At 69.4% G+C, this 25,967-nt stretch carries 25 protein-coding genes; 11 read left to right on the top strand and 14 right to left on the bottom strand.

Annotated features, from left to right (window positions below; genetic code table 11):
* Nucleotides 1-13 precede the first annotated feature (13 nt).
* The 7 genes from A5781_RS11480 to A5781_RS11510 form a co-directional block, all read right to left on the bottom strand.
* On the bottom strand, nucleotides 14-1,807 hold the full coding sequence (locus tag A5781_RS11480) for an acetyl/propionyl/methylcrotonyl-CoA carboxylase subunit alpha (protein WP_067205229.1): 1,794 nt from the start codon (nucleotides 1,805-1,807) through the stop codon (nucleotides 14-16).
* A 108-nt stretch (nucleotides 1,808-1,915) separates the two neighbouring features.
* The gene (locus tag A5781_RS11485) at nucleotides 1,916-2,353 is read right to left on the bottom strand and encodes a SufE family protein (protein WP_067205233.1); all 438 of its coding nucleotides are present in this window, start codon (nucleotides 2,351-2,353) and stop codon (nucleotides 1,916-1,918) included.
* Nucleotides 2,350-3,243 (bottom strand): sulfurtransferase, encoded by an 894-nt coding sequence (locus A5781_RS11490; protein WP_067205237.1) that lies wholly within the window; start codon nucleotides 3,241-3,243, stop codon nucleotides 2,350-2,352. Before A5781_RS11490 ends, A5781_RS11485 begins: the two co-directional genes overlap by 4 nt.
* A 39-nt stretch (nucleotides 3,244-3,282) precedes the next feature.
* Complete coding sequence (locus tag A5781_RS11495; RefSeq protein WP_067205240.1) at nucleotides 3,283-3,771, bottom strand: pyridoxamine 5'-phosphate oxidase family protein; 489 nt, start codon at nucleotides 3,769-3,771, stop codon at nucleotides 3,283-3,285.
* A gap of 68 nt (nucleotides 3,772-3,839) precedes the next feature.
* The gene (locus A5781_RS11500) at nucleotides 3,840-4,481 is read right to left on the bottom strand and encodes a nucleoside triphosphate pyrophosphatase (RefSeq protein ID WP_067205245.1); all 642 of its coding nucleotides are present in this window, start codon (nucleotides 4,479-4,481) and stop codon (nucleotides 3,840-3,842) included.
* Nucleotides 4,478-4,735, bottom strand: a complete 258-nt coding sequence (locus A5781_RS11505) for an acyl-CoA carboxylase subunit epsilon (protein WP_067205597.1) — start codon at nucleotides 4,733-4,735, stop codon at nucleotides 4,478-4,480. Before A5781_RS11505 ends, A5781_RS11500 begins: the two co-directional genes overlap by 4 nt.
* A 56-nt stretch (nucleotides 4,736-4,791) precedes the next feature.
* Nucleotides 4,792-6,432, bottom strand: coding sequence for an acyl-CoA carboxylase subunit beta (locus A5781_RS11510; protein ID WP_067205248.1), 1,641 nt, complete (start codon nucleotides 6,430-6,432; stop codon nucleotides 4,792-4,794).
* 35 nt (nucleotides 6,433-6,467) lie between these two features.
* On the opposite strand from A5781_RS11510, the gene A5781_RS11515 reads away from it, so the two are divergent.
* From A5781_RS11515 to A5781_RS11525, 3 genes are read left to right on the top strand one after another with little or no spacing between them, the layout of a single operon-like run.
* Complete coding sequence (locus tag A5781_RS11515) at nucleotides 6,468-8,033, top strand: FAD-binding protein (RefSeq protein WP_067205253.1); 1,566 nt, start codon at nucleotides 6,468-6,470, stop codon at nucleotides 8,031-8,033.
* A 17-nt stretch (nucleotides 8,034-8,050) separates the two neighbouring features.
* Entirely contained in the window at nucleotides 8,051-8,863 is an 813-nt protein-coding gene (locus tag A5781_RS11520) for a biotin--[acetyl-CoA-carboxylase] ligase (RefSeq protein WP_067205258.1), read from the top strand.
* A gap of 33 nt (nucleotides 8,864-8,896) precedes the next feature.
* Nucleotides 8,897-9,415 carry a PH domain-containing protein gene (locus A5781_RS11525; protein WP_066949936.1) on the top strand — a complete coding sequence of 173 codons (519 nt, stop codon included), beginning with the start codon at nucleotides 8,897-8,899 and terminating at the stop codon, nucleotides 9,413-9,415.
* Here the strand turns inward: A5781_RS11525 and A5781_RS11530 are convergent.
* A complete protein-coding gene (locus tag A5781_RS11530; protein ID WP_067205262.1) occupies nucleotides 9,370-10,029 on the bottom strand; it encodes a GtrA family protein in 660 nt (219 codons plus the stop codon). The two genes, A5781_RS11525 and A5781_RS11530, sit on opposite strands and share 46 nt — an antisense overlap.
* Before the next feature lie 97 nt (nucleotides 10,030-10,126).
* On the opposite strand from A5781_RS11530, the gene A5781_RS11535 reads away from it, so the two are divergent.
* The 6 genes from A5781_RS11535 to A5781_RS11560 all read left to right on the top strand — a co-directional run bounded on the left by A5781_RS11535 (nucleotide 10,127) and on the right by A5781_RS11560 (nucleotide 16,476).
* Complete coding sequence (locus tag A5781_RS11535) at nucleotides 10,127-11,419, top strand: 5-(carboxyamino)imidazole ribonucleotide synthase (RefSeq protein ID WP_082939305.1); 1,293 nt, start codon at nucleotides 10,127-10,129, stop codon at nucleotides 11,417-11,419.
* Nucleotides 11,406-11,927: a 5-(carboxyamino)imidazole ribonucleotide mutase gene (gene purE / locus A5781_RS11540; protein ID WP_067205273.1), complete on the top strand. Its 522-nt coding sequence runs from the start codon at nucleotides 11,406-11,408 to the stop codon at nucleotides 11,925-11,927. The genes A5781_RS11535 and purE overlap by 14 nt, the downstream gene beginning before the upstream one ends.
* A 14-nt stretch (nucleotides 11,928-11,941) precedes the next feature.
* Entirely contained in the window at nucleotides 11,942-13,111 is a 1,170-nt protein-coding gene (locus A5781_RS11545; RefSeq protein ID WP_067205276.1) for an acyl-CoA dehydrogenase, read from the top strand.
* Between the two features lie 136 nt (nucleotides 13,112-13,247).
* Complete coding sequence (locus tag A5781_RS11550; protein ID WP_067205280.1) at nucleotides 13,248-14,441, top strand: PP2C family protein-serine/threonine phosphatase; 1,194 nt, start codon at nucleotides 13,248-13,250, stop codon at nucleotides 14,439-14,441.
* 71 nt (nucleotides 14,442-14,512) lie between these two features.
* On the top strand, nucleotides 14,513-16,039 hold the full coding sequence (locus tag A5781_RS11555) for a CHASE3 domain-containing protein (RefSeq protein WP_082939311.1): 1,527 nt from the start codon (nucleotides 14,513-14,515) through the stop codon (nucleotides 16,037-16,039).
* Complete coding sequence (locus A5781_RS11560) at nucleotides 16,036-16,476, top strand: response regulator (RefSeq protein WP_067205287.1); 441 nt, start codon at nucleotides 16,036-16,038, stop codon at nucleotides 16,474-16,476. Before A5781_RS11555 ends, A5781_RS11560 begins: the two co-directional genes overlap by 4 nt.
* Before the next feature lie 2 nt (nucleotides 16,477-16,478).
* Here the strand turns inward: A5781_RS11560 and A5781_RS11565 are convergent, their stop codons facing one another.
* Nucleotides 16,479-17,660 (bottom strand): CoA transferase, encoded by a 1,182-nt coding sequence (locus tag A5781_RS11565; protein ID WP_067205290.1) that lies wholly within the window; start codon nucleotides 17,658-17,660, stop codon nucleotides 16,479-16,481.
* Between the two features lie 13 nt (nucleotides 17,661-17,673).
* A complete protein-coding gene (locus A5781_RS11570; RefSeq protein WP_067205599.1) occupies nucleotides 17,674-18,588 on the bottom strand; it encodes a class I SAM-dependent methyltransferase in 915 nt (304 codons plus the stop codon).
* Between the two features lie 114 nt (nucleotides 18,589-18,702).
* On the opposite strand from A5781_RS11570, the gene A5781_RS11575 reads away from it, so the two are divergent.
* Nucleotides 18,703-20,307, top strand: a complete 1,605-nt coding sequence (locus tag A5781_RS11575; protein WP_067205293.1) for an AMP-binding protein — start codon at nucleotides 18,703-18,705, stop codon at nucleotides 20,305-20,307.
* 65 nt (nucleotides 20,308-20,372) lie between these two features.
* Nucleotides 20,373-21,032: a cation transporter gene (locus A5781_RS11580; protein WP_067205296.1), complete on the top strand. Its 660-nt coding sequence runs from the start codon at nucleotides 20,373-20,375 to the stop codon at nucleotides 21,030-21,032.
* A gap of 187 nt (nucleotides 21,033-21,219) precedes the next feature.
* Here the strand turns inward: A5781_RS11580 and ctpC are convergent, their stop codons facing one another.
* The 4 genes from ctpC to A5781_RS11600 all read right to left on the bottom strand — a co-directional run bounded on the left by ctpC (nucleotide 21,220) and on the right by A5781_RS11600 (nucleotide 25,963).
* Nucleotides 21,220-23,394, bottom strand: coding sequence for a manganese-exporting P-type ATPase CtpC (gene ctpC, locus A5781_RS11585; protein WP_067205299.1), 2,175 nt, complete (start codon nucleotides 23,392-23,394; stop codon nucleotides 21,220-21,222).
* Nucleotides 23,395-23,405: 11 nt separating this feature from the next.
* Nucleotides 23,406-23,687: a DUF1490 family protein gene (locus A5781_RS11590; RefSeq protein WP_066949897.1), complete on the bottom strand. Its 282-nt coding sequence runs from the start codon at nucleotides 23,685-23,687 to the stop codon at nucleotides 23,406-23,408.
* 90 nt (nucleotides 23,688-23,777) lie between these two features.
* Nucleotides 23,778-24,503: a TIGR03089 family protein gene (locus A5781_RS11595; protein WP_197503795.1), complete on the bottom strand. Its 726-nt coding sequence runs from the start codon at nucleotides 24,501-24,503 to the stop codon at nucleotides 23,778-23,780.
* Nucleotides 24,491-25,963 (bottom strand): LCP family protein, encoded by a 1,473-nt coding sequence (locus A5781_RS11600; protein ID WP_067205302.1) that lies wholly within the window; start codon nucleotides 25,961-25,963, stop codon nucleotides 24,491-24,493. Before A5781_RS11600 ends, A5781_RS11595 begins: the two co-directional genes overlap by 13 nt.
* Nucleotides 25,964-25,967 lie beyond the last annotated feature (4 nt).

Consider the following 25,967-nt stretch of genomic DNA (forward strand, 5'->3'; position numbering starts at 1 on the left):
TATTGTCCGGCGGCTATTTGATCTCGGCGAGCACCGTGCCCTGGGTGATGGCGGCGCCGGCCTCGACCGCAAGGCCGGTGATGACACCGTCCTTGTGCGCGGTGACCGGGTTCTCCATCTTCATCGCCTCGAGGACCACGACCAGGTCGCCGGTGGCGACCTCCTGTCCCTCCTCGACCGCGACCTTGACCACGGTGCCCTGCATGGGGGCGGTCACGGCGTCACCGGAGGCGGCGGCACCCGCATGCGCCCCGCGCTTGCGCGGCTTGGGCTTCTTGCGGATGACGCCGGCGGGATCCGCGGCGCCGTTGGAAAGCGCCAGATCGCCGGGCAGCGACACCTCGAGGCGCCGGCCACCGACCTCCACGACCACCGTCTGGCGGGGCCGGGCGTCTTCTTCGTCGAGGGGCTCGCCAGCGGTGAAGGGCTCGATGGTGTTGTTCCACTCGGTCTCGATCCAGCGGGTGTGCACCGAGAAGCTGTCGCCGTCACCGATGAAAGCGGGATCGGACACCACGGCGCGGTGGAACGGGATGACGGTGGCCAGCCCTTCCACGTGGAATTCGTCGAGGGCGCGGCGGGAGCGGGCCAGGGCTTCTTCGCGGGTGGCGCCGTAGACGATCAGCTTGGCCAGCATCGAGTCGAACTGGCCGCCGATCACCGAACCGGCCTCGACGCCGGAGTCCAGGCGGACGCCGGGCCCGCTGGGAGTGTCGTAGCGGGTGACCGGGCCGGGCGCCGGCAGGAAGCCACGTCCGGCGTCCTCGCCGTTGATCCGGAATTCGATGGCGTGGCCGCGTGGCGTCGGATCCTCGGTGAGATCCAGCTTTTCGCCGTTGGCGATCTTGAACTGCTGCAACACCAGGTCGATGCCCGCGGTCTCCTCGGTGACCGGGTGCTCGACCTGCAGCCGGGTGTTGACCTCCAGGAACGAGATCAGGCCGTCCTGGCCGACCAGATATTCGACGGTGCCGGCGCCGTAGTAGTGCGCCTCCTTGCAGATGCGCTTGGCTGACTCGTGGATCTCCTTGCGCTGCGCGTCGGTCAGGAACGGCGCGGGCGCCTCCTCCACCAGCTTCTGGAAGCGGCGCTGCAGGGAGCAGTCGCGGGTGCCCGCGACGATGACGTTGCCGTGCTGGTCGGCGATCACCTGCGCCTCGACGTGGCGGGGCTTGTCCAGGTAGCGCTCGACGAAGCATTCGCCGCGGCCGAAGGCGGCGACGGCTTCGCGTACCGCCGATTCGTACAGGTGCGGGATCTCTTCGATGGTGCGCGCGACCTTCATGCCGCGGCCGCCGCCACCGAAGGCCGCCTTGATGGCGATCGGGACGCCGTACTCCTCGGCGAAGGCCACCACCTCGTCGGCGTCCTTGACCGGGTCGGGCGTGCCGGGCACCAGGGGAGCCTGGGCGCGCGCCGCGATGTGGCGGGCGGTGACCTTGTCACCGAGGTCGCGGATCGACTGGGGGCTCGGGCCGATCCAGATCAGGCCGGCGTCGAGGACCGCCTGCGCGAAATCGGCGTTCTCCGAGAGGAACCCGTAGCCGGGGTGGATGGCGTTGGCGCCCGACTTGGCCGCCGCGTCGAGGAGCTTGCCGAAGTCCAGGTAGGACTCCGCGGAAGTCTGGCCACCCAAGGCGAACGCCTCGTCGGCGAGGCGCACGTGCGGGGCGTCGGCGTCGGGCTCGGCGTACACCGCCACGCTGGGCAGGCCCGCATCGCGAGCCGCGCGGATCACCCGGACAGCGATCTCGCCGCGGTTGGCGACAAGCACTTTGGAGATCCTCGAGCTGGCGTGACTAGCCACTGCGCCTCCTGTTTGGCATATCTGAAGCGGACGTGTTTCCGCCGTGGGCTTCTTTAAGAGAGTTTCTTACAACTCCCGGGAAGTCTAAGCGCCGCGCCGTCAGGCCGATCAGGCGGTGCCGGAATTTGGAGCCGACTCGCGCAGCCGCCGCTTGATGCGGGCGAGCATCGCCGACATGCCGCGCAGCCGCAGCGGGCTGATCAGCGCGGCCAAGCCCAGGTCGGTGTAAAAGTCCTCGGGCACCGCCAAAATGTCGGCCGCGGGCTGCTCGTCGAGACCGGCGGCCAGGATCGACGCGAACCCCCTGGTGGTCGGCGCCTCGGCGGGCGCGCTGAAGTGCAACCGCACCCGGTTCGGGTCGCTGGCATCGACGTGGAGGAAGAGCGGGGTCTGGCATTCGGGCACCGGCTCCATGGCCTGCTCTTCCAGCTCGGGAGGCAGGGCCGGGAGGTCGTTGGCGAATTCCAGCAGCAGCGTCAGCTTGTCCTGGCCCTGGACTTCGGCGAAGTCGGAGACCACCTCGGCTAACGGGGCGGGCAGGGTCATCGGACCGGAACGGCCCCCGGCTCTTCACCTGCGACGATCGGCGTGCGCACGGTGTTGCCCCACTCGGTCCACGATCCGTCGTAGTTGCGCACCCCGGGCTTGCCCAGCAGGTAGGTGAGCACGAACCAGGTGTGGCTGGACCGCTCGCCGATGCGGCAGTACACGACGGTCTTGTCGTCCGGGGTGATGAAGTCGTAGAGCTCCTCGAGCTCCTCGCGGCTGCGGAATCGCCCGCTCTCGTCGACCGCCTTGGCCCACGGGATGGACCGGGCGGTGGGGATGTGGCCGCCGCGCAGCACGCCCTCCTCGGGGTAGTCGGGCATGTGGGTGCGCTTGCCGGTGTACTCGTCCGGCGAGCGCACGTCGATCAGCGGCTGGGTGCCCAGGATGGCCAGCACGTCGTCCTTGAAGGCCCGGATGGGCTCGTCGTTGCGGGCGACGACGGGGTAGCCGGTGGAGGTCTTGGTGGGGACGTCCAGGGTGGTCTCCCGGCGCTCGGCCAGCCACAGGTCGCGCCCGCCGTTGAGCAGGCGCACATCGGGGTGGCCGAACAACGTGAAGACCCACAGCGCGTAGGCGGCCCACCAGTTGCTCTTGTCGCCGTAGATCACCACGGTGTCGTCGCGCGAGATGCCTTTGCGGTCCATCAATTCGGCGAACTGCTCGCCGTTGATGTAGTCGCGGACCCTCGGGTCGTTGAGGTCGGTGTGCCAGTCGATCTTGACCGCGCCGGGGATATGGCCGACGTCGTAGAGCAAGACGTCCTCGTCGGATTCGACGATCACCAGGCCGGGGGTGCCCTGATGGGCGGAGAGCCAGTCGGCGGTGACCAGCCGTTCGGGGTGGGCGTAGGCCGTCAGAGTCGGGCTTGGATCCGGGGGTAATGCCACGCCTCCGAGCCTACCGTCAGCTCGGAAACGGCAATCGGGTCAGTGCTTGCGGACTAGCCGCTCGGGCACGCCGGGGTTCCAGATGGTGATTTCCAGATGGCCGTCGCGGACCTCAACCGCCGATGCCCCGGTGACACCGGTGGCGAGCAGGTCGAAGCGCTGCTCGCGCAGGTCCAATCCGGTCTCGGAGAACAGCGTCTCTGCGAAGCGCCGGTGCACCGCGCCGTAGGGAACGACGCGGGCCAGGCCCCACAGCTTCGCGTCGCCGTCGGTCACCTCGGTGTCGACCGTCGCGGTGTGCAGACAGAACCTCGGGTCGCGCGCCAGATCGAGGAACTTAGTGGTGGCCGGCATCCCGGGCAGCCACAGCTCTTCCTCGAAGATCCGCGGCTCCATCGGGCTGATCCGGGGGAACCCGTCGGAGCGCAGGGTCGCCAACATGCACAGGTTGCCACTGGCGCGATGTCGACGGGTGAAGATGCCGGCGATGCGCGGCGCTTGGGCGGTGAACTCGGTCCAAGTGGTCATGGCTTGACCCTAGGGTTTCCGCCGAACTCGTAATTCTGCGGAGAAAGTGCGAGTGGCCGCCTGCGGATTTACGGGCTCGGCGTTACCGCCCACAGCTGGGTCACCGACAGCCCCACCCTTCCCAACATGGACCGCAGCAGCGGCAGGCTCACACCGATCACGTTCGACGGGTCGCCGTCGATCCCTTCGACGAACCAGCCGCCCAGCCCGTCGAGGGTGAACCCGCCGGCCACGTGCAGCGGCTCGCCGCTGGCGACGTAAGCCCGCAGGTCCGCCTCCGTGGGTACGGCGAAACGCACTGTGGTGCAAGCGGATTCCACTTCGTGATGGGTGATCGCGCCACCCACCAGCCGCAGCAGACAGTGCCCGGTGTGCAGCCGGCCCGACCGGCCACCCATGCGACGCCACTGGGCCATCGCTTCGCCGGCCGACCCGGGCTTGCCGCACAGTTCGCCGTCGAGATAGAGCATCGAATCGCAGCCGACGACAACGCAATCGGCGGCGACGGCACCGGCCAGTTCGCCCGCCACGCGCTCGGCCTTGGCCGCCGCCAGCGCGCACACCACCTCAGCGGGCGCGGCTTCGGGTTGCAGCTCCGCGATGACGGCGTTTTCGTCCACGCCGGAGACCACGACCAGCGGATCGATGCCGGCCTGGCGCAGCACCTGCAGGCGGCCCGACGAGGCCGACCCGAGGACCAGCCGGGTCAATGCTTCATGTGCGTCATTTGCTGCATGGTGAGCCGCTGGTAGTTGGACATCGCGAACCGCAGCCGGTCCACCGGCAGGCCCCAGCGGGTGGGCTCGGGCTCGGTGGGCTCGGGGACGCCGCCACCGACGACGCCCAGCGCGGTGACCAGCGCGGCCACCTCCTCGTCGGTGGGGCGACCCTTGAGGATGTGGATGTGCGGCTCGTGCGGCTGGTGCGCGGCTTCGGTTGTCTCAGAGCCGTTTTCGTCGCTCATGGCCGGATCGTTCGCCTCATTCCCGTCGCTCACCGCGTTCGCTCCGCTCGTTCGGCTCACAGCGGGATGTTCCCGTGCTTCTTGGGGGGCAGGTGCGCGATCTTTCGTTCCAGCAGCCGCAGCGCCGTGCCGATGTAGCCGCGGGTGTGCGACGGCGGGATCACCGCGTCGACGTAGCCCCGCTCGGCGGCGACGTAGGGGTTGACCAACGTGTCCTCGTACTCCTGCTGCAGCTCCAGGCGCAGCGCGTCGACGTCCTTGCCCTCCTTGGCAGCCTCGGAGAGCTGCTTGCGGTAGACGAAGCCGACGGCCCCGGAGGCGCCCATCACCGCGATCTGCGCGGTCGGCCAGGCGATGTTGACGTCGCAGCCCATGTCCTTGGAGCCCATGACGCAGTACGCGCCGCCGTAGGCCTTGCGGGTAATCACGGTGATCTTCGGGACGGTGGCCTCACCGTAGGCGAACAGCAGCTTGGCGCCGCGCCGGATGATGCCGTTGTATTCCTGGCCGGTGCCCGGCAGGAAGCCCGGGACGTCCACCAGCATGATGATCGGGATGTTGAAGCAGTCGCAGGTCCGCACGAACCGGGCCGCCTTCTCCGAGGCGTTGATGTCCAGGCAGCCGGCGAACTGTGTGGGCTGGTTGGCCACGATCCCGACAGGCCGGCCCTCGATGCGGCCGAAGCCGACGACGATGTTGGTGGCGTAGCCGTTCTGGATTTCCAGGAACTCGTCGTCGTCGAGGATCCGGGTGATCACCTCGTGCATGTCGTACGGCTGGTTGGCCGAGTCCGGGATCAGCGTGTCCAGCTCGAGGTCCTCCTCGGTGAGGTTGTCCTCGATGGCGCCCTCGGGGACGGGCTCGGCGTAGCGCGGCGCGTCGGTGGCGTTGTTGGGCGGCAGGTAGCTCAGCAGGTCGCGCACCCAGTCGAAGGCGTCCTGCTCGCCCGATGCGACGTAGTGCAGGGTGCCCGACTTGGCCATGTGGGTGTGGGCGCCCCCGAGCTCCTCCATCGTGACGTCCTCGCCCGTGACGGTCTTGATGACGTCCGGCCCGGTGATGAACATCTGGCTGGTCTGGTCGACCATCACCACGAAGTCGGTCAGGGCGGGGGAGTACACGTGCCCACCGGCGGCGGCACCCATGATCAGTGAGATCTGCGGGATCACGCCGGAGGCCAGGATGTTGTTCCGGAAGATCTTGCTGTACAGGCCGAGCGAGACGACGCCCTCCTGGATACGCGCGCCGGCGCCGTCGTTGATGCCGATCAGCGGGCGGCCGGTCTTGATCGCCAGTTCCTGAATCTTGACGATCTTCTCGCCGTACACCTCGCCGAGGCTGCCGCCGAACACCGTGGCGTCCTGGCTGAAGATGCACACTTCGCGACCGTCGATGGTGCCGTAGCCGGTGATCACGCCGTCGCCGAGCGGGCGGTTGTTCTCCAGGCCGAAGTTCTTGCTGCGGTGCCGCGCCAGCGCGTCGAGTTCGACGAACGAGTCCTCGTCGAGCAGGGCGAGGATGCGCTCACGGGCGGTCAGCTTGCCCTTGGCGTGCACCTTCTCGACGGCCTCTTCGCCCACCGGGTGCAGCGACTCTTCGCGGCGCTTGTGCAGCTCGGCCAGCTTGCCTGCGGTGGTGTGGATGTCGATGGTGTGCTCAGCGGCCGGCTCCGCGGTGTGGTCGGTAACGCTTGTCATGGGATCCGAGCTTAGCGGCGGGCTAGTCTCCGCTGATGGACTGGGCGACCGAATGCGATGTGCTGGTCGCGGGATCGGGCGGTGGCGGCGTCACCGGTGCCTACACCGCGGCGCGCGAAGGTCTGGACGTGTTGCTGGTAGAGGCGACGTCTAAATTCGGCGGGACCACCGCCTACTCCGGTGGGGGCGGCGTCTGGTTCCCGTGCAACCCGGTGCTGGTGCGGGCCGGGGGCCCTGGCTCGTTTGACGACACCATCGAGGACGCGCTCACCTACTACCACGCCGTCGTCGGTGACCGCACCCCCCGTGAACTGCAGGAAACCTATGTCCGCGGCGGCGCCCGGCTGATCGAGTACCTGGAAGCCGACCCCCTGCTGAAGTTCGTGCCGTTGCCCTGGCCGGACTACTACGGCAAAGCACCGAAGGCGCGGCTGGACGGCCAGCGCCACATCGCCGCGAAGCCCTGGAAGGTGGCCGCCGCCCCCGAACTGCGGCAGGTGATCCGCGGGCCGCTGGACACCGACCGGCTCGGCGCGGAACCGCCCTCCGACTACTACCTCGGGGGTCGGGCGCTGATCGCGCGGTTCCTCAAGGCGATTGAGCAGTATCCGACGGCCTCGCTACGGCGTAATACCGCCCTGGTCGAGTTGGTGATGTCGGAAGGGGCGGTGACGGGCGCGATCGTCGAGAGCGACGGTGAGCGCCGCGCGATCCGGAGCCGGCTGGGGGTGCTGCTGGCCGCCGGCGGCTTCGAGAACAACGAGGAGTTGCGGCGCGAATACGGGGTGCCGGGCGCGGCCCGGGACACCATGGGCGGCCCGGGGAGTCGGGGGCTGGCGCTGCAGGCCGGCATCGCCGCGGGCGCCGACACCGACCTGCTGGATCAGGCGTGGTGGTCGCCGGGCATGACCCACCCGGACGGCCGGTCCGCGTTCGCGCTGTGGTTCACCGGTGGCATCTTCGTGAACCAGGACGGCAACCGGTTCGTCAACGAGTCCCGCGCGTACGACCGGGCCGGCCGCGAGATCATCGCGCAACTGCAGGACGGGTCAATCACGTTGCCGTACTGGATGATCTACGACGACAGGGAGGGCGAAGTGCCTCCGGTGAAGGCGGCCAACGTCCCCATCGTCGAGACGGAGCGCTACGTCGCCGCCGGCCTGTGGCACTCGGCGGACACCCTGGAGGAACTGGCCGACAAGATCGGTGTCCCGGGCCGCCAGCTGGCGGCAACGGTGGCCCGGTTCAACGGTTTTGCCGCGTCCGGCGTCGACGAGGACTTCGGCAGGGGCGACGAGGCTTTCGACCGCGCGTTCTCGGGGGGCGCTTCGCCACTGGTGCCCATCGATCGCCCGCCGTATCACGCCGCGGCTTTCGGCATTTCGGATCTGGGCACCAAGGGCGGCCTGCGCACCGACACCGCCGCCCGGGTGCTCGACACGTCCGGCAACCCCATTCCCGGTTTGTACGCCGCCGGCAACACGATGGCCGCGCCCAGCGGCACCGCCTACCCCGGGGGCGGCAACCCGATCGGAACCAGCATGCTGTTCAGCCACCTGGCCGTCCTGGACATGCGAGACGCGAGCCGCCGGCGCCGGTGAGTTCTAGGCTGGGTCCAGTGACAGACCGAGATCAGCTCAGGGCACCGCTGGACCAGGCCGCGCTGCGCGCCGAACTGATCGGCACCGGACTGGGCTGGCGCCGACTCGACGTCGTCGAACAGACCGGCTCCACGAACGCCGACCTGCTCGCGCGAGCGGCGTCGGGGACCGACGTGGCCGGGGCGGTGCTGATCGCCGAGCACCAGACGGCGGGCCGCGGGCGGCACGGCCGCACCTGGTCGGCCACCCCGCGGACCCAGATCACGATGTCGGTTGGCATCAGCATCGTCGACGTGCCGACCGCCGGCTGGGGCTGGTTGCCCCTGGCCACCGGGGTGGCGGTGGTCGACACGGTGGCTCCACTGCTCGGCGGGGTTCCGGTGGGGCTCAAGTGGCCCAACGACGTGCTGGCGGGCGCCCCCGAATCCCCCGGCAAGCTGGCCGGCATCCTCGCCGAGGTGGCCCGGCCGGTGGTGGTGATCGGCTTGGGGCTCAACGTGTTTCAGGCGCCCGACGGCGTCGAGGGGGCCACCTCGCTGCTCGACCTCGGTGTGCAGGCTCCCGACCGCACCCTGCTGGTGAGCGGGCTGTTGTCCGAGCTCGGCCGGCGGATCGTGGCGTGGCGCGCCGCGCGCGGGGCGGACTGGGCGCTGGCAGCCGACTACCGGGCGCGCAGCCTGACCATCGGCCACCGGGTGCGGGCCCACCTGCCCGGCGGCAAGGAAGTGGTCGGGGACGCGACCGCCGTCGACGACCAGGGCAGGCTGTGCATCGACACCGGGGGAGAGACCGTCGTCGTCTCGGCGGGCGACGTGGTGCATTTGCGCTAGTTGTCCGGCCCCGCGCGGCTAATGTCGGCGGGCATGAGCTACCCGGATAACGTCCTGGCCGCGGGCGAGCAGGTTATCGTCCACCGCCACCCGCATTGGAAGCGGTTGATCTGGCCCGTCGTGGCCCTGCTGCTGGCGACCGCGCTGGCGGCGTTCGGGTCGGGCTACCTGAACTCGACGCATTGGGGGCAGCTGGCCAAGAACATCATTTACGGCGTCATCTGGGGCATCTGGCTGGTGATCGTCGGCTGGCTGACGCTGTGGCCGTTTCTGAGCTGGCTGACCACTCATTTCGTCGTGACGAACCGGCGGGTGATGTTTCGGCACGGGGTGCTGACCCGCACCGGAATCGATATCCCTCTGGCGCGGATCAACAGCGTGGAATTCCGCGATCGGATCACCGAGCGAATGTTTCGCACCGGCACGCTGATTATTGAATCGGCGTCACAGGATCCGTTGGAGTTCTACGACATTCCGCGCCTGCGCGAGGTGCACGCGCTGCTGTATCACGAAGTTTTCGACACCCTGGGTTCGGAGGAGTCGCCCAGCTGACCCCGCCGGCCGGCCCGGTTGCGCCAGGTGCGCAGCGGAGTGACGTTTCCGCCCTCGATCTCGTCCTCGAGCATCTCGGCGATGCCGCCGGCGGTGAGGGCGGATTCCAGTGCCTTGTCGGGGTTGCGCGCGAACTCGTCGGGGAACACCCAGCGCCGGAACGCCCAGAAGCGGAAGGCCATCTGCAGCAGGTTGCCGATGATGTAGGCCGAGATGAAGTCGGCGATGTTCTCCACGGTCAGCGAGACCATCGGCTCCCGCAGTTGCAGGACGTAGCTGGAGAACCACAGCGGCGCCATGGACAGCAGCACCCCCACACCGCTGAAGGCGAAGAACAGCAGCGCCTCGTGGTGACGTTCCCGGCCGCCGCGATCGCGGAAGCTCCACTCGCGGTTCAACACGTAGGACGCGATCACCGCGACGATGCCGGCGATGACCTTCGCGGTGACCGGCTTGGAGTCCAGAATTGTCAGTTTCAGCGTGTAGAAAATCGCCGAGTCGATCACGAACGTGGTTCCGCCGACGATGGCGAATTTGATCAGTTCGTGGTGGCGCAGCAAATAGGGCTGAATAAACCCGGGCATGCGTTCGATTGCGGCGTCGGCGAAGGGCACAAGTGGTCAGTGTACGGACGGACACAAAATCGACGCAAAATCGTACATAACGATTCGGTGTCACCGCCGGTCAACACGCCGCCCGCGCCGTGACACCATGATGGCCGTGCCGAGTACACGCCCGCCCAGGGCCGCCCCCGCAGTAGCGCCGTTGGTCGCCATGGTCGGCGGCGGCCAGCTCGCCCGGATGACCCATCAGGCCGCGATCGCCCTGGGGCAGACGCTGCGGGTGCTGGCGACCGCCGCCGACGAGCCGGCCGCGCAGGTCACCCCCGACGTCGTGATCGGTTCGCACACCGAGCTGGAAGACCTGCGCCGGGTCGCCGCCGGGGCCCATGTCCTGACGTTCGACCACGAGCATGTGCCGGGCGAGCTGCTGGACAAGCTGGTCGCCGAGGGCGTCAACGTCGCCCCGCCGCCGCAGGCGCTGGTGCACGCCCAGGACAAGCTGGTCATGCGGCGGCGGCTGGAGTCGCTGGGCGTTCCCGTGCCCAGCTACGCCGAAATCCGGAGCGTCGACGAACTCGATGCCTTCGCGCGGCGCATCGCCGGCCCCGTGGTCGTGAAAGCGGTGCGCGGCGGCTACGACGGGCGCGGGGTGCGGATGGCACGCGACCCTCTGCATGCGAGAGAGATCGCGGCCGACTTCCTGGCCGATGAGGTGCCGGTGATGGCCGAGGAGCAGGTGAGTCTGCGCCGCGAACTGTCGGCGCTGGTGGCGCGCTCACCGTTCGGCCAGGGCGCGGCGTGGCCGGTCGTCGAGACGGTGCAACGGGACGGGATCTGCGTCCAGGTGATCGCGCCCGCGCCCGGGCTGCCCGACAACGTCGCCGCCGCGGCCCAGCAGCTGGCGTTGCGCCTGGCCGCCGAGCTGGGCGTGGTCGGGGTGTTCGCGGTCGAGCTGTTCGAGACCACCGACGGAGAGCTGCTCGTCAACGAGCTGGCGATGCGGCCGCACAACTCCGGGCACTGGACCATGGACGGGGCGCGCACCAGTCAATTCGAACAGCACGTGCGCGCGGTACTGGACTATCCGCTGGGCGACACCGACGCCATCGCGCCGGTGACGGTGATGGCCAACGTGCTCGGCGCCGCGGAGCGGCCCGCGATGACGATCGACGAGCGGTTGCACCACCTGTTCGCGCGGATGCCCGACGCCCGGGTGCACCTCTACGGCAAGGAGGAACGGCCCGGTCGCAAGGTCGGCCACGTCAATTTCCTGGGCACCGACATGGCGGAGGTGGCCGCGCTGCGGACGCGCGCCGAGTTGGCGGCACACTGGTTGTCGCACGGGCAGTGGACGGACGGATGGGATCCGCATGCCGGCGACGATAAACAGAGCAGTGCGATAGGAAAAGGCGGGAGAAGCGGCATAAATGGCCATGAGTGAGCAACCCCGCGTCGGGGTCATCATGGGCAGCGACAGCGACTGGTCGGTGATGTCCGACGCCGCGGCGGCGCTGGCCGAGTTCGACGTACCGGCCGAGGTTCGGGTGGTCTCGGCGCATCGCACGCCCCAGGCGATGTTCGACTACGCGCGCGGCGCGGCCGACCGCGGCATCGAGGTGATCATCGCTGGAGCCGGCGGCGCCGCCCACCTGCCCGGGATGGTCGCGTCGGCGACGCCGCTGCCGGTGATCGGGGTGCCGGTGCCGCTGGCGCGGCTGGACGGCCTCGACTCGTTGCTGTCGATCGTGCAGATGCCCGCGGGCGTCCCGGTGGCCACGGTCTCGATCGGCGGCGCGCGCAACGCGGGGCTGCTCGCGGTGCGCATCCTCGGCTCGTCCGATCCGGCGCTGCGTGCCCGCCTCGTCGAGTTCCAAGGCCAGCTGGCCGAGAGCGTGCGCGCCAAGGATGAGGCGCTACAGCAGCTGCACGGTAAAGTTACCGGTGAGTAGCAAGGAGGCTTGAGATGGCTGGTTGGGCCGGAGACCCGTCGTTCGATTTGTTCCAGTTGCCCGAGGAGCACCAGGAGCTGAGGGCGGCGATCCGCGCGCTGGCGGAGAAGGAGATCGCCCCGCACGCCGCCGACGTGGACGAGAATTCGCGCTTTCCGGACGAGGCGCTGGAGGCGCTGAACGCGTCCGGCTTCAACGCGGTCCACGTCCCCGAGGAGTTCGGCGGCCAGGGCGCGGATTCCGTCGCGGCGTGCATCGTGATCGAGGAGGTCGCCCGCGTCGACGCTTCTGCGTCGCTGATCCCCGCGGTGAACAAGCTGGGCACCATGGGGCTGATCCTGCGCGGCTCCGACGAGCTGAAGAAGCAGGTGCTGCCGTCCATCGCCGACGGCACCGCGATGGCGTCCTACGCGTTGAGCGAGCGGGAAGCCGGCAGCGACGCGGCAGCCATGCGCACGCGGGCCAAGGCCGACGGCGACGACTGGATTCTCAACGGCGCCAAGTGCTGGATCACCAACGGCGGCAAGTCGAGCTGGTACACCGTCATGGCCGTCACCGACCCGGACAAGGGCGCCAACGGCATCTCCTCGTTCATGGTGCACGCCGACGACGAGGGGTTCACCGTCGGGCCCAAAGAGAAGAAGCTCGGCATCAAGGGCTCCCCGACCACCGAGCTGTACTTCGAGAACTGCCGCATCCCGGGCGACCGGATCATCGGTGAGCCAGGCACCGGCTTCAAGACCGCGCTGGCGACGCTGGACCACACCCGCCCCACCATCGGCGCCCAGGCGGTCGGCATCGCGCAGGGCGCGCTGGACGCCGCCATCGCCTACACCAAGGACCGCAAGCAGTTCGGCCGCCCCGTCAGCGACAACCAGGGTGTGCAGTTCATGCTCGCCGACATGGCCATGAAGCTGGAGTCGGCCCGGCTGATGGTCTACCACGCGGCCGCCCGCGCGGAACGCGGCGAATCCAACCTGGGCTTCATCTCCGCGGCGTCCAAGTGCTGGGCCTCCGACGTCGCGATGGAGGTGACCACCGACGCGGTGCAGCTCTTCGGCGGCGCCGGCTACACCGTCGACTTCCCGGTCGAGCGGATGATGCGCGACGCCAAGATCACCCAGATCTACGAGGGCACGAATCAGATTCAGCGCGTTGTCATGTCGCGGGCGCTGCTGCGCTGAACGCGACGCTAGGATCTCTCAGGGCAGCCATTCGGGGTGGTGGGGCCACACGTAGAGTCGTGCGAATGGGTCTGACCGTGGGGGTCTCAGTGAACGGCGTGGCGTCGTCTGCGCACGCCGGGATGACCGGCAATTGATGCCCGTGCGCGCTCCAGTGACCCCGGCGGCGAATTGGCAGTCGTTGTCTTTGCTGTTGGTCGAGGACGACCGCGCCGACGCGGTGCTGGTGGAAGACCTGATCGCCGATGCGGTCGCCGATATCCGGGTGGTGTGGGCGCAGTCGATGGCCCACGCCGAGCGTGAGCTCGCCTCCGCCCGGCCCGACTGCGTGCTGCTGGACCTGCACCTGCCCGACGCCAACGGCATCGACGCGCTGGACCGCATCGCCAAGCGCGACGCCACGGTTCCCATCGTCGTGCTGACCGGACTGAACGACGAATACTTCGGCGCCTCGGCGGTCGCCGCGGGCGCCCAGGATTACCTGGTGAAGGGCCGTGTCGAGCCCGAGATGCTGCGGCGCGCGCTGCTGTACGCGATCGAGCGCAAGCGCGCCGAGCTGATCGCCGCCGACCTGCACGCGACCCAGCTGAGAGCCCGTGAGAACGCCCTGCTGGAGCGCGGCCTGCTGCCCTCCCCGCTGCTGCTGGACAACCCGGGCGTAGACATCGTCGCCCGGTACCGGCCGAGCCGCGAGGACGCGCTGCTGTGCGGGGACTTCTACGACGTGGTCCAGACGCCCGACCGGGTCGTTCACGTCCTGATCGGCGACGTCGCGGGGCACGGGCCCCACGAGGCCGCCCTGGGCGCGGCGCTGCGCATCGCCTTCCGCGCGCTCACCTTCGCCGGCGTGCACGGGGTCGAGCTGATGCGGCAGCTCGAGCGGGTGCTGCACTCCGAGCGAACGGGCATAGGCGTTTTCGCGACCGTGCTCAGTCTGGAGATCCCGGCCGACAGTCCGCGCATCACCGTCATCCGCGCCGGTCACCCCGGGATGCTGTTGCAGCGCGACGGCACGGTGGAATGGGTGGAGCCGCCCGGCGGTCCCGCGCTGGGCCTGCGCGCCGACGACGACTGGCCGCGCTATGAGATGGAGTTTCCCGCGGGTCATGGCCTGCTGCTGCTGACCGACGGCCTGTTCGAGGGATATTCGGGACAAGGCACCCAGCGCCTCGGCGAGGACGGTCTGCTCGAGCTGGCCCGGTCGCACGCGAACCGACCGGGTCCGGAGTTCGTCGACGCGCTCATCGACGGCGCCCAGGAACTCGCCCAGTCGCACGGCGGGCTCACCGACGACATCGCCGTGCTGCGGGTCGAAAGGACCACCCCGTGACCCCGAGGTCGCGCCGCCTGCCCCTGTCGCAGCTCACGGTACGTGGCTGGCACGCCCTCGTCCTGGTCAGCATGGGCGTTATGGTGCTCGCCGGCGCACTCGTCGGCGGGCTGTTGCTGGACCGCACCGACCAGATGACGCGCGACCTCCTTGACAACATCCAGCCGGCGCGCGTGGCGGCCTTCCAGCTGCAGGCCGCGCTGCGCGACCAGGAGACGGGCATCCGGGGCTACCTGATCGCCGGGGACCGGCAATTCCTCACGCCGTACTACGACGGGCAGCACGCCGAACACGCTGCGGTGGACGAGATCCGGCGCCGCCTGAGCGAGCGTCCGGACCTCATCGGCGACCTGGACGCGATCGAGAACGCCGCGGCCAAGTGGCGGGCGAGCTATGCCGAACCGGTCATCGGCACCGTGATGCCGAACGGCAAGAACGTCACGAGCAAACCGTCGGCGGAGCGCGGCAAAGCCGAATTCGACCATTTGCGAATGCTTTTCGATAGCCAGAACGCGAATCTGTCGGCCGCGCGGACGACCGCCGCGAACGAACTCAAACGCGTCGATGCCTGGCGCGACAGGGCGTTCGGCGCCATGGTGTTGCTGTTCTTCGTCACGGCCGGGCTGCTGGGGTTCCTGATCCGAGACACGGTCGCGCGCCCACTCGCCGCGCTGGCCGCGGCGTGCCGGCGGATCACCGAGGGCAACTTCGAGCAAAGCATCGCGGCGCCGAAGCGGCCCAAAGACATCCGCGACATGGCGATCAACGTGGAGAACATGCGCAAGCGCATGGTCGACGAGCTCGAGACGTCGCGTACGGCCCAGGTGCAGCTGGACGAGCAGGCGGCCGAATTGCGCCGGTCCAACACCGAACTCGAGCAGTTCGCCTACGTCGCATCGCACGACCTGCAGGAGCCGCTGCGCAAGGTCGCCTCGTTCTGCCAGCTGCTGGAGCGGCGATACGGCGACAAGCTCGACGAGCGCGGTATCGAATACATCGGATTCGCGGTCGACGGGGCCAAACGGATGCAGGCGCTGATCAACGACCTGCTCACCTTCTCGCGCGTCGGCCGGCTGGGCGCCACGGAGACCGACGTGGACCTCGACACGGCGCTGGACTCCGGCCTGGCCAACCTGTCCACCGCCATCGAAGAGTCGGACGCCGAAATCGTGCGCCCCGACGCGCTGCCGCGGATCAAGGGCGACCCCATGTTGCTGACGATGCTGTGGCAGAACCTCATCGGCAACGCGGTGAAGTTCCGGCACAAAGATCGCCGGCCCCGCGTCGTCATCGAGTGCGCGCCGGGCACCGGCATCCATGACGGCGAATGGTTGATCACCTTGTCGGACAACGGTATCGGCATCCCGCCCGAGTTCGCCGACAAGGTCTTCGTCATCTTCCAGCGCCTGCACGGTCGCGACGTGTACGCCGGGACCGGCGTCGGCCTCGCGTTGGTCAAGAAGATCGTCGAGCACCACGGCGGCACCATCCGGATCGACCCGACCCGCACCGAGGGGACGCGGTTCGAGTTCACGCTGCCCATGCCCGAGGCCGTAGCCGAAGCAGACTCAGACGCTTTGGAAGGAGCGCACCAATGACATCAGAAGGCAGAGCGATCGACATCCTGCTCGTCGAGGACGACCCGGGTGACGAGCTCATCACGCGAGAAGCCTTCGAGCACAACAAACTCAAGAACCGGCTCCACGTGGCGCACGACGGGGAGGAAGGCCTCGACTACCTCTACCAGCGCGGCAAGTTCGAGGATGCGCCGCGGCCCGACCTCATCCTGCTGGACCTGAACCTGCCCAAGTACGACGGCCGCCAGCTGCTGGAGAAGATCAAGTCCGACCCGGACCTGGCCCGCATCCCGGTCGTCGTGCTCACCACCTCCTCGGCCGAGGAGGACATCCTGCGCAGCTACAAGCTGCACGCCAACGCCTATGTCACCAAGCCGGTCGACCTGGACCAGTTCATGAAGGCGGTCCGGCAGATCGACGAGTTCTTCGTCCAGGTGGTGCGCCTGCCCAGCCTGTAAGGCTATGGCGCGGTGAGGAACTCGTCGTTGTGCTGTCCGGGCGCGGGCGGGGGATCGGTGACCACAGCGTCGAAGCTCGCGTAGCGCGCCGGCATGCGGACCACCGTGACCGCGTCGCCGCCGGTGCCCACCGGAAGGGCGAGCTCGTTCTCCCCGAAGAGCGGGGTGTCCACCACCTGCTTCCAGGTGTAGGCCAGGCAGGCCATCAGGCCGCCTTCCTGAAGCAGCTCAACCCATTCGGCCGCCGTCTTGGCGGCCAGCGCCGACTCGAGTTCCTCGGTCAACTCGTGGTAATTCATTGCCCGCGAACGCTGATCGACGAACCGCTCGTCGGTCAGCAGGTCCGGCCGCCCGATGATCTGGCACAGCTTCGCCCAATGCTTGGGCACATACGCGCTGATCACCAGGTACCCGTCGGCGGCCTTGAACGCGTCGGACGGTTGGGTGGCGAAGCCAACTCCCTTGCGCTTCTTGGGCTTCGGTGTGGCGTCGGGCTTGGCCGCCGCGCTGGGCTTGTTCAGATGGATCGTGAGCTGGCTGGCCTGCAAGTTGACCGCTACGTCGTACATGGCGACGCGCACCACGTCGGCCACGCCATGGCGCTCCCGGTTGAGCAGGGCGGCCAGCACCGCCTGGGCCAGCACGTGACCGCTGGCGGCGTCGACGAGCTGGAAGGGGATGATCTGCGGTTTGCCGGTCGGCGTCGGCATCCCGGTCGTCATGCCCGACTCGGCCGCAACCATCAGATCGACGCCCGGCCTGCTGCCGTGCGGGCCGTTGCCGCCGTAGGCCGACAGCCGCGCATAGACGAGCCGGGGGTTGCGGGCGCGCAACTCGTCGGGGCCCAGGCCCATCCGCTCCATCACGCCGGGGCGGAACCCTTCCAGCACGACGTCGGCGGTGTCGACCAGCCGCAGGATCTGTTGCTTGGCTTCGTCGTTCGTGAGGTCGACCGCCACCGACTTCTTGCCCCGGTTGTGCGGCAGAAACAGCGTGGGCAGCGGCGGACGCCCGGGCAGGACCGCGGTGATCTGCCGGGCCGCCTCACCCAGGGGCGCCTCGACCTTGATCACCTCGGCGCCCAGGTCGGCCAGCACCTGGCCGGCCAGCGGCCCGGCGATGTTCTGGGTGAAATCGAGTACCCGGAACCCGTCAAGCGGCTTGGCGTGCGTGCTGTCTGCCATGGGTGGCCTTCCGTCAACGGGCCGTGTGCAACTCCGCGATGCAGTAGTAGTTCTCGGCGAACGGCGCACCGGCTTCGGTGCGCTGCAAAGGTAACCCGTTGTCGGCCAACAACTGATTCAGGGGTGTGCGAACCGGACGCCAGCCCCGCCGTTCCAGATACGTCGCCGCGTCGTTGCGTTCGCCGGGGAACCCCAGGTCGCCGAGCGCAATGTCCAGGCCGTTCTCCCGCCACTTCTCGCTGGCGGCGTTCAGGGCGTCCCCGTTGTCGCCGGAGTTGCTGAAGACCTCGGCCACCAGCCGGCTCCCGTCGGCGCTGAGCGCGGTGATGTCGTCGAGCAACCGGTCCTGCGCCTCGGGCGGCAGGAAGCCGAGCAGGCCCTCGGCCGCCCAGGCGGCCGGCCGCTTGGTGTCGAAGCCGGCCTCGCGCAGCGCCGACGGCCAATCGTGGCGCAGGTCGATCGGGACGGCCCGAACCTCGGCGGTGGGTTGGGCGCCCAGCTCGGCGATGGTTGCCGTCTTGAATTCGATGACTTGCGGCTGGTCGATCTCGAACACCGTGGTGCCCGCCGCCCACGGCAGCCGGTAGGCGCGCGCGTCCAGGCCGGAGGCCAGGATGACGACCTGCCGGACGCCCGTTGCACCCGCCTCGGCGAAGAACGCGTCGATGTAGCGCGTGCGGGCGGCCAGCATGTCGGTCATGCGTTGCATGCCCCACGGGGCGCCGGGTTCGTCGACGTCGGCCGAGCTCAATTCGCCGGCGGCCCATCGCGTCATGAAATCGACGCCGACGGCGCGCACCAGCGGCTCGGCGAACGGGTCGTCGATCAGCGCGTCGCGGGTGGCCCGGGCCCGTCCGGCCGCCACCATGGTGGCGGTGGCCCCCACGCTCGTGGCCAGGTCCCAGCTGTCGTTGTCGGTGCGTGTCATCGGCACTGCCCTTTCCGTCTAGTCGTTAACCAGAGTAACGATGGTGACGAAAGACCCCTGTTGGAGTGGCGTTGCGCCCTTATCCGAGGCGAGGGCCGGCGGCAGCATCGAGGTGTGGAACTTTTCCGGCGCGCGGGTTTGGAAGCCCGGTCGCTGTTTCTCTATGCGCGGTCCGGCGGATTGGGGTGGCTACCGCCCGGGCGGATCGTGCCGGTGCTGCGTGCCCTCGATCGCTACGGGCTGCTGGGGGCGGCGCCGGCGATCGCCGCCGGGCGAAACCGTGACGGGGTGGCGCTGATCGACGAGCGCGGGCCCCTGACGTTCGGTGAGCTGGAGGAGCGGACCAACGCGTTGGCCAACGAGTGGCGGCTGCGCGGGCTCGGCCCGGGCGCCGGCGTGGCCATCCTGGCCGGCAATCACCGGGGCTTTCTCGAGGCCGTCTTCGCCGCCGGCAAGTGCGGCGCATTCGTCCTGCTGCTCAACACCGGCTTCGGGCGCACGCAGTTCGCCGAGACGCTGGCCCGCGAGGGCGCGGACCTCCTGGTCTACGACGAGGAGTACAGCGCCGTCGTCGGGGACGTCCGGCCGAGGTTGGGCCGGATCCGGGCCTGGACGGATACGCCCGCTCCCGACACCCTGGACGCGCTGATCGAACGCGGGGATCCCCGTCCGCCGCCCTCGTCGGGTGGGCGACCCAAGATCGTCATCTCGACCAGTGGGACGACGGGAACACCGAAGGGCGCCGCGCGTTCCGAGCCCCACTCGCTGATACCGGTGGGCGGTCTGCTCGGCAAGGTGCCGTTCCGCGGCCGGGAAGTCACGGAATGCTGTGTGCCACTTCTTCATTCGATGGGTTTCAGCCACGCGATGTATGCGATGGTGCTGGGCTCGACCCTGGTGCTGCGCCGCCAATTCGATGCCCGAGAGACGCTGGCCAGCGTGGCCGCGCACCGGGCCAGCGCCATGATCGTCGTGCCGATCATGTTGCGGCGCATTCTTGATCTGGGGCCGGCGGCCCTGGCCGAGCACGACCTGTCGTCCCTGCGCATCGTGTTCATCGGCGGTTCCCAGCTCGGTGGCGCTCTGGCCACCCGGGCGCTCGAGGCGCTCGGCCCCGTGGTCTACAACATGTACGGATCAACCGAGGTCGCCTACGCCACCATCGCCACGCCCGCCGACCTGACCGCCGCGCCCGGCTGCGTGGGTGCGGTGGTCCCGGGCTCGGTCGTCAAGATCTTCGGCGATGACGGCCGCGAGGTCCCGCCGGCGACGCCGGGGCGGATCTTCGTCGGCAACGTGCTGACCTTCGAGGGATACACCGATGGCGGCACCAAGGAGTCGGTTCAGGGACTGATGTCCACCGGCGACATCGGTCATTTCGATTCCGACGGCAGGCTCTTCATCGACGGGCGCGACGACGAGATGATCGTCTCCGGCGGGGAGAACGTCTACCCCGGCGAGGTCGAAGAGGCGCTTGTGCAGCATCCCGGCATCCTCGACGCCGCCGTCGTCGGCGTCGACGACGAGGAGTTCGGGCAGCGGTTGCGCGCCTACCTCGTGCTCCGGCCGGGCGCGACGCTGACCGAGCACGACGTCCGGGAATACGTGCGAAACCGGCTGGCGCGCTTCAAGATTCCGCGCGACGTGGTGTTCGTCGACGAGCTGCCGCGCAACGCCGGCGGCAAGGTGCTCAAGCGGGTGCTGACCAGTCGGGTTTGACACGGTTGTGTTACTAGCGGGTGTCTGGGCCCGCGAGCGTGTGCGATCACCGCTAGCCTCGCGCAATGACCACTTCCTCTGTCATCGCCGATGAGTGCACCATCGCAGCGACGCGGGACGCCGGTTGGCAGCGCGACGCCGAGTGGGCGCGGCGGCTGGCCTGGGTCAGCCTGGCCGCGGTGCTCGTCGAGGGCGGCATCGGCCTGTGGCAGGGGCTGGCCGTCGGGTCTGTGGCCCTCACCGGGTGGGCCCTCGGCGGCGTGTCCGAGGCGCTCGCCAGCGCGATGGTGGTGTGGCGGTTCAGCGGGGCGCGGACGTTTGCCCCGAACGCCGAGCGGCGCGCGCAACGCGGTGTCGCGGTGTCGTTCTGGCTGACCGCCCCCTACGTTGCCGCCGAGTCCCTTCGCGAGCTGATGGGCGAACGCCACGCCGAGGTCTCGCTGATCGGCATCGCGCTGACGGCCACCGGTTTGCTGCTGATGCCGATCCTCGGCCGGGCCAACCGCCGGCTCGGCCTGCGGCTGGACTCGGGAGCCACCGAGGCCGAGGGAATCCAGAACTACCTGTGTGCCGCCCAGGCGGCCGGGGTGCTCGTTGGGCTCGCCGCGACGGCGTCGTGGTCGGGCGGATGGTGGATCGACCCGGCGGTCGGACTCGGGATCGCCGGCGTCGCCGCCTGGCAGGGCGTCCGCGCCTGGCGCGGCCACGACTGCGGCTGCTGCTGAGTTTTTCTGCGGCGCCGACCCGTCCCCCGCAAGCGGGAGGTGCCCCCATCGCCCGGCTTCGCCGCGCTCGCGATCGCCACTATTGTTGCGTGCCGACCCGCTTCGCCCGGCTTCGCCGCGCTCGCGATCGCCACTATTGTTGCGCGCCGACCCGCTTCGCCCGGCTTCGCCGCGCTCGCGATCGCCACTAGTCCAGCCGGTAGCGGATCAGCCGGGAGCTGTTGGCCACCACCGCGACTGACGACGCGTTGTGCAGGATCGCGGCCAGCACGGGGGACAGCGCGCCCCCGGCCCCGATGATCAGCCCGGCGGCGTTGACGGCGATGGACATGCCGTAGTTCTCCCGGATGACGTCGACGGCCCGGGCACCCAGGTCGCGCACGTCGAGCAGCCGGTGCAGGTCGTCGTTGGCCAGTGCCACGTCGGCGGTCTCGACGGCGACGTCGGTTCCGGCCAGGCCCATGGCGATCCCGATGTCGGCGGCCGCCAGCGCCGGGGCGTCGTTGATGCCGTCGCCGACCATGCCGACCACGTAGCCGTCGTTCTGCAGTCCGCGCACTACCTCGAGCTTGTCCTCCGGCATCACCTCGGCGCGCCACTCGTCGATGCCCAGCTCCTCGGCAACCACCTGGGCGATGTCCGGGTGGTCGCCGGTGAGCATGACGATGCGGCGGATGCCGTTGTCCCGCAGCTGCTTCAGCACCTCGACCGCCTCGGTCCGCACCTCGTCGCGCAGGCTGATCAACCCCACCAGCTTGCCGTCGACCGCGAGCAGCAGCGGGGTCTCGGCCTGGCGGCGCAGCCTGTCCACCCACTCCGACGCCTTCTTCGAAACCCGCACCTTTTCGGCGCGCAGCAGCCCGGGGCTGCCCAGCAGCAGGGTGCGGCCGTCGGCCCAGGTGCGCATGCCCAGGCCCACCAGGACCTCGCACTCCTCGTGCGGCGGGATGGTGATGTGGCGTTCCTCGGTAGAGCGGATCACCGCCTCGGCCAGCGGATGGCGGGAGTGGATCTCCGAGCTGGCCGCGTAGGCCAGTACCTGCTCGGGTTCCCAATCCTTGTGCAGAGCAATGATATTGGTGACGACGGGGCGGCCGACGGTGAGCGTTCCGGTCTTGTCGAACACGATCGCGTCGACCCGGCCGGCCTGTTCGAGGTGAGAGCCGCCCTTGATCAGGATGCCGCGGCGCGCGCCGTTGCCGATCGCGGCGCTGATCGCCGTCGGGGTGGACAGGCCCACCGCGCAGGGGCACGCGATCAACAGCATGGTCATCGCGCGGCGCACATCGCCGGTGACCGCCAGGGTGAGGGCCGACACGATGAACGAGGTGGGAACGAAACGGCGGGAGAAGTTTTCGCCCACGGTCTGGATGGGCGCGCGGTCGTGCTGGGCCTCCTCGACCCGGGTGATGATGCGGCCGATCGCCGTCTGGTTGCCGACGGCCTGCGCGCGCACCACCAGGCGCCCGCGCACCACGACCGACCCGGCGTGCACGTGCGCGCCGACCAAGACGGAGACGGGCAGGTTCTCGCCGGTGATCGCGGACTGGTTGACGATCGCCTCGCCGTCGACCACCTCGCCGTCCACCGGTATCGCGACGTGATCGTGGATGATCACCTCGTCGCCGATCTGGACGGTGTCGATGGGGACCTGGACTTCGGCCCCGTCGGTCAGCCGGATCCACGCCGTGTCCTGGCTGCCGCGCAGCAATTCGGAAATGGCCCGGCGGGTCCGGCGCAGGGTGAGGTCTTGGAGGTACTCGCCGATGTTGAGCAGCCACAGCACCGTCAGCGCCACCACGTTCTCGCGCAGCACCAGGCTCGCCACCGTCGCCGCCGACACCAGGGCGTCGGTGCCGGCCCGGCCGGAGCGCAACGAGCGCAGCGCGCCGCGCAGGAACGGGTAGCCGGTGAAGATGGTGACGGCGGTGGCCAGAACCCGGCCGTTCGGGCCGAGCAGCGGCGGCCGGGCGAACACGTAGCGGCGCACGCCGAGCAGGGCCAGCGCGGCACCGCCGACGACCATCCGCAGCACGTCGGTGTTGCGGATCTCCTCCGAATGCGGCGCGCGTGCGGGAATCAGCTCGGCGGCGACATGCGCGGCGGAGCTGATCGCGGCCAGCACCGCGGCGCGGTCACAGCGCCGGGGCGAATACCAGACGACGACGGATCCGGTGCGCGGGTAGGCGTGCACCACGCGCACGCCGTCCTCGTTGGCGACGGCCTCCTCGACCGCCACCGCGCGCCGGGAGTCGCACCGCAGCCAGTCGACGGAAACCCGCATGCGCCCGGCCGCATCCGAAAGGATCTGCAGCGCGGGGTCTTTAGGGCGGACCGGCTCCAGGGCGGTGGCGAGCGCCATCTGCGCGGGGATCAGTGGTCGTGCTGGTGGACGTCGGCGACGGCCGGTGTGGGCGCTTCCTCGCCGATGCGCTCGCGGGCTTCGGCCATGACGTCTGCGATCTTCAGCCGGGCGGACTCGGCGGCTTCCTCGGCCTTGCGCGTCCCGCGCAACCCCAGCTCGGCCGCCGACACCGCGGTCTCGTGCAGCGGCGCCTTGGCCACGGCCTTGCGCACCACCTCGTAGGCCGTCACGCCGACCAGGCCGGTGACCACCGTCGATGCCGCCTTTGCCAAGAGCGCGTACCCCGCCATTACCCGGACCTCCCTGTCGTCGCGGCGCCAGCTGATGCTCGCTCGACGTTAACATTGAAATATTGCGATATCAATATGTATCCGCCGCGCCTAGAGCACCCGGGTGACCTTTTCGGTCTCGATCCTGCGCTGCAGCGCCGACGGGTCGGGATTGGCCACCTGCACCAGCGACCCGCCCACGGCCAGGATCGCCAGCAGGCCGTCCACCAGCTCGCCGGGTTCCGACCACGCGACGGTGGACAGCACCCGGTCGGCATCCGTCAATTCCCTTGCGGCGGCTGCACTTTGGCAGTCGGTGAGGACCTCGTCGACCGATCGGCCGGCGAGGGCCGGACCGGGATGGGATTCGGCGACGATCTGGTCGCCGTGCACCCGCACGGCGGTCGCGTAGTCGGTAACGCCGATCGGCAGGTCGGGCGCCGGGCGGCCGAACGGGTCCAGCGACAGCACCGCCACCTCACTAGCCCCGGTCTCGTCCGCCTCGTCCAGCCGCTCGGCGGTGCACATGGCTACGTCTATTGCGGCCCCTGGGCCCGACGCGAGCACGGCCTCGGCGCCGATCCACCAAACCCCGAACAGCACGGCCGCGGTCTGCCAGTGCGCCGGCAGCAGGATCGCGACCCGGCTGCCCGGTCCGGCGCCGAGCTCGTCGCGTAACAGGTTGCCGGTCTTGGCCGCCCAGTTGGCCAGTGTCGCCGCCGACAACTCGATGCGCTCGCCGGTCGCGTCGTCGTAGTAGGTGATGCGCGGGCCGACCGGATCGGTCCGCAGCATCGGGTCGAGGATGGCGCCGGAGAGCGTGCTCAGTTGATGCACTCGGGTTTGTCGGAACCGGCGGTCAGGATCGGCGAGGGCGCCGGGACGTTCGGGTCGGCCGCCACCGCACCGACGTTGGACACCCGGGCGGGCATCACCGACGCGGTGCCGGAAAGTCCGGAGCCGGGGCCGGTGTAGTCGTTGCCCAGCACCACCTTGACCGAGCCCGCCGCGACGGATGGATCGGCGACCACCGGCAGCCCGCCGAGCTCCTTGGCCACCTCCTGGGCCCCCAGGTCGTCGCTCTTGGCGGCCCGGACCTGGCTGCCCTTGACGTGGCCACCGTCGTTGTTGCCGACCGCACCAGCGCCAAATCCCTTGGCGGTCAACACCTGTGAGACCGCCGATGCTAGGCCGTTGATGTCGGTGTCGTTGACCACGCTGGCGGTGGTCTTCGCCGGGGTGTAGGCGATCTCCTCGGTCTTGCCCTGCTCCTGCTCGTGCAGCAGCCCGTTGACCCAGTCCTGTACCTGATGCGGGTCCACCCGCACCACGCTCTGCATGCCGTCGTCACTCCAGCCGGCCCCGTCCAGCACCGGGATGGTGGCGAACGCGACATTGCCGCCGGCGAGCTTCTGCATCTGCTGGACGAAATCCATTACGTCCCAACCCTGCGAGATCACCACCGAGCGTTGCACCGCGGCCTCCAGCCGTCGCACGGTGGCGGGGCTGGACAGCGTCTTGCCGGAGATGACCCGGTGGGCAAGTGAGGCCATCACCACCTGCTGACGCACCACCCGGTCCAGGTCGCCGCGCGGCAACTCGTGGCGCTGACGGACGAAGCTGAGCGCCTCCGACCCGTCCAGGCTTTGCGGGCCGGCCGGGAAGTCGGCGCCCGAAAGGGGTTCGAACACCGGCTCTTTGAGGCAGACGTCCACGCCACCGAGCGCGTCGGTGATCAACGAGAAGCCGAGCAGCCCGATCTCGGCGTAGTGGTCGACGGTGACGCCGGTGAGGTCGGCGACGGTCTTGATCAGGGCCTCGCGCCCGGCCTCGGTGCCCTGCGCCGCGGCGTCCTCGGCCGAATCGCCGGCCTTGACCAGGCTGGTGCGCTTGGCCTCGCGCGTCTGGCCGTAGACGCCGTTGATCTTCGTCTTGCCCAGGCCGGGGGCCGCGACGTAGGAGTCGCGGGGGATCGAGATGGCGGTCGCCGACTTCCCGTTGTTGGGGATCCGGATCAGGATGATCGTGTCGGTGTTGGTCGCTTCCTCGTCGCCGGCCCGCAGGCTGGCCAGCTCCTCTTGGGACAGCGGGTTGCCGTGCGCGTCCGTGCGGCTGTCGAGGCCGACCAGCAGGATGTCGATCGCGCCGTCGTCGCCACCCTTGCCGAGCGAGGGTGCGGACATGTGGAAGATGCCGTCCTCGAAGGACCGGACGTTGCTCCACGCGAGCCCGGTGCCGAGGACCACCACGAGCGTGAGCGCAGTGGCAATCACACGAACCACACGTTGCACAGGCATCCCA

Origin of the sequence: Mycobacterium sp. 852002-30065_SCH5024008, assembly GCF_001665645.1 — a bacterium.
GTDB lineage: Bacteria > Actinomycetota > Actinomycetes > Mycobacteriales > Mycobacteriaceae > Mycobacterium > Mycobacterium paraffinicum.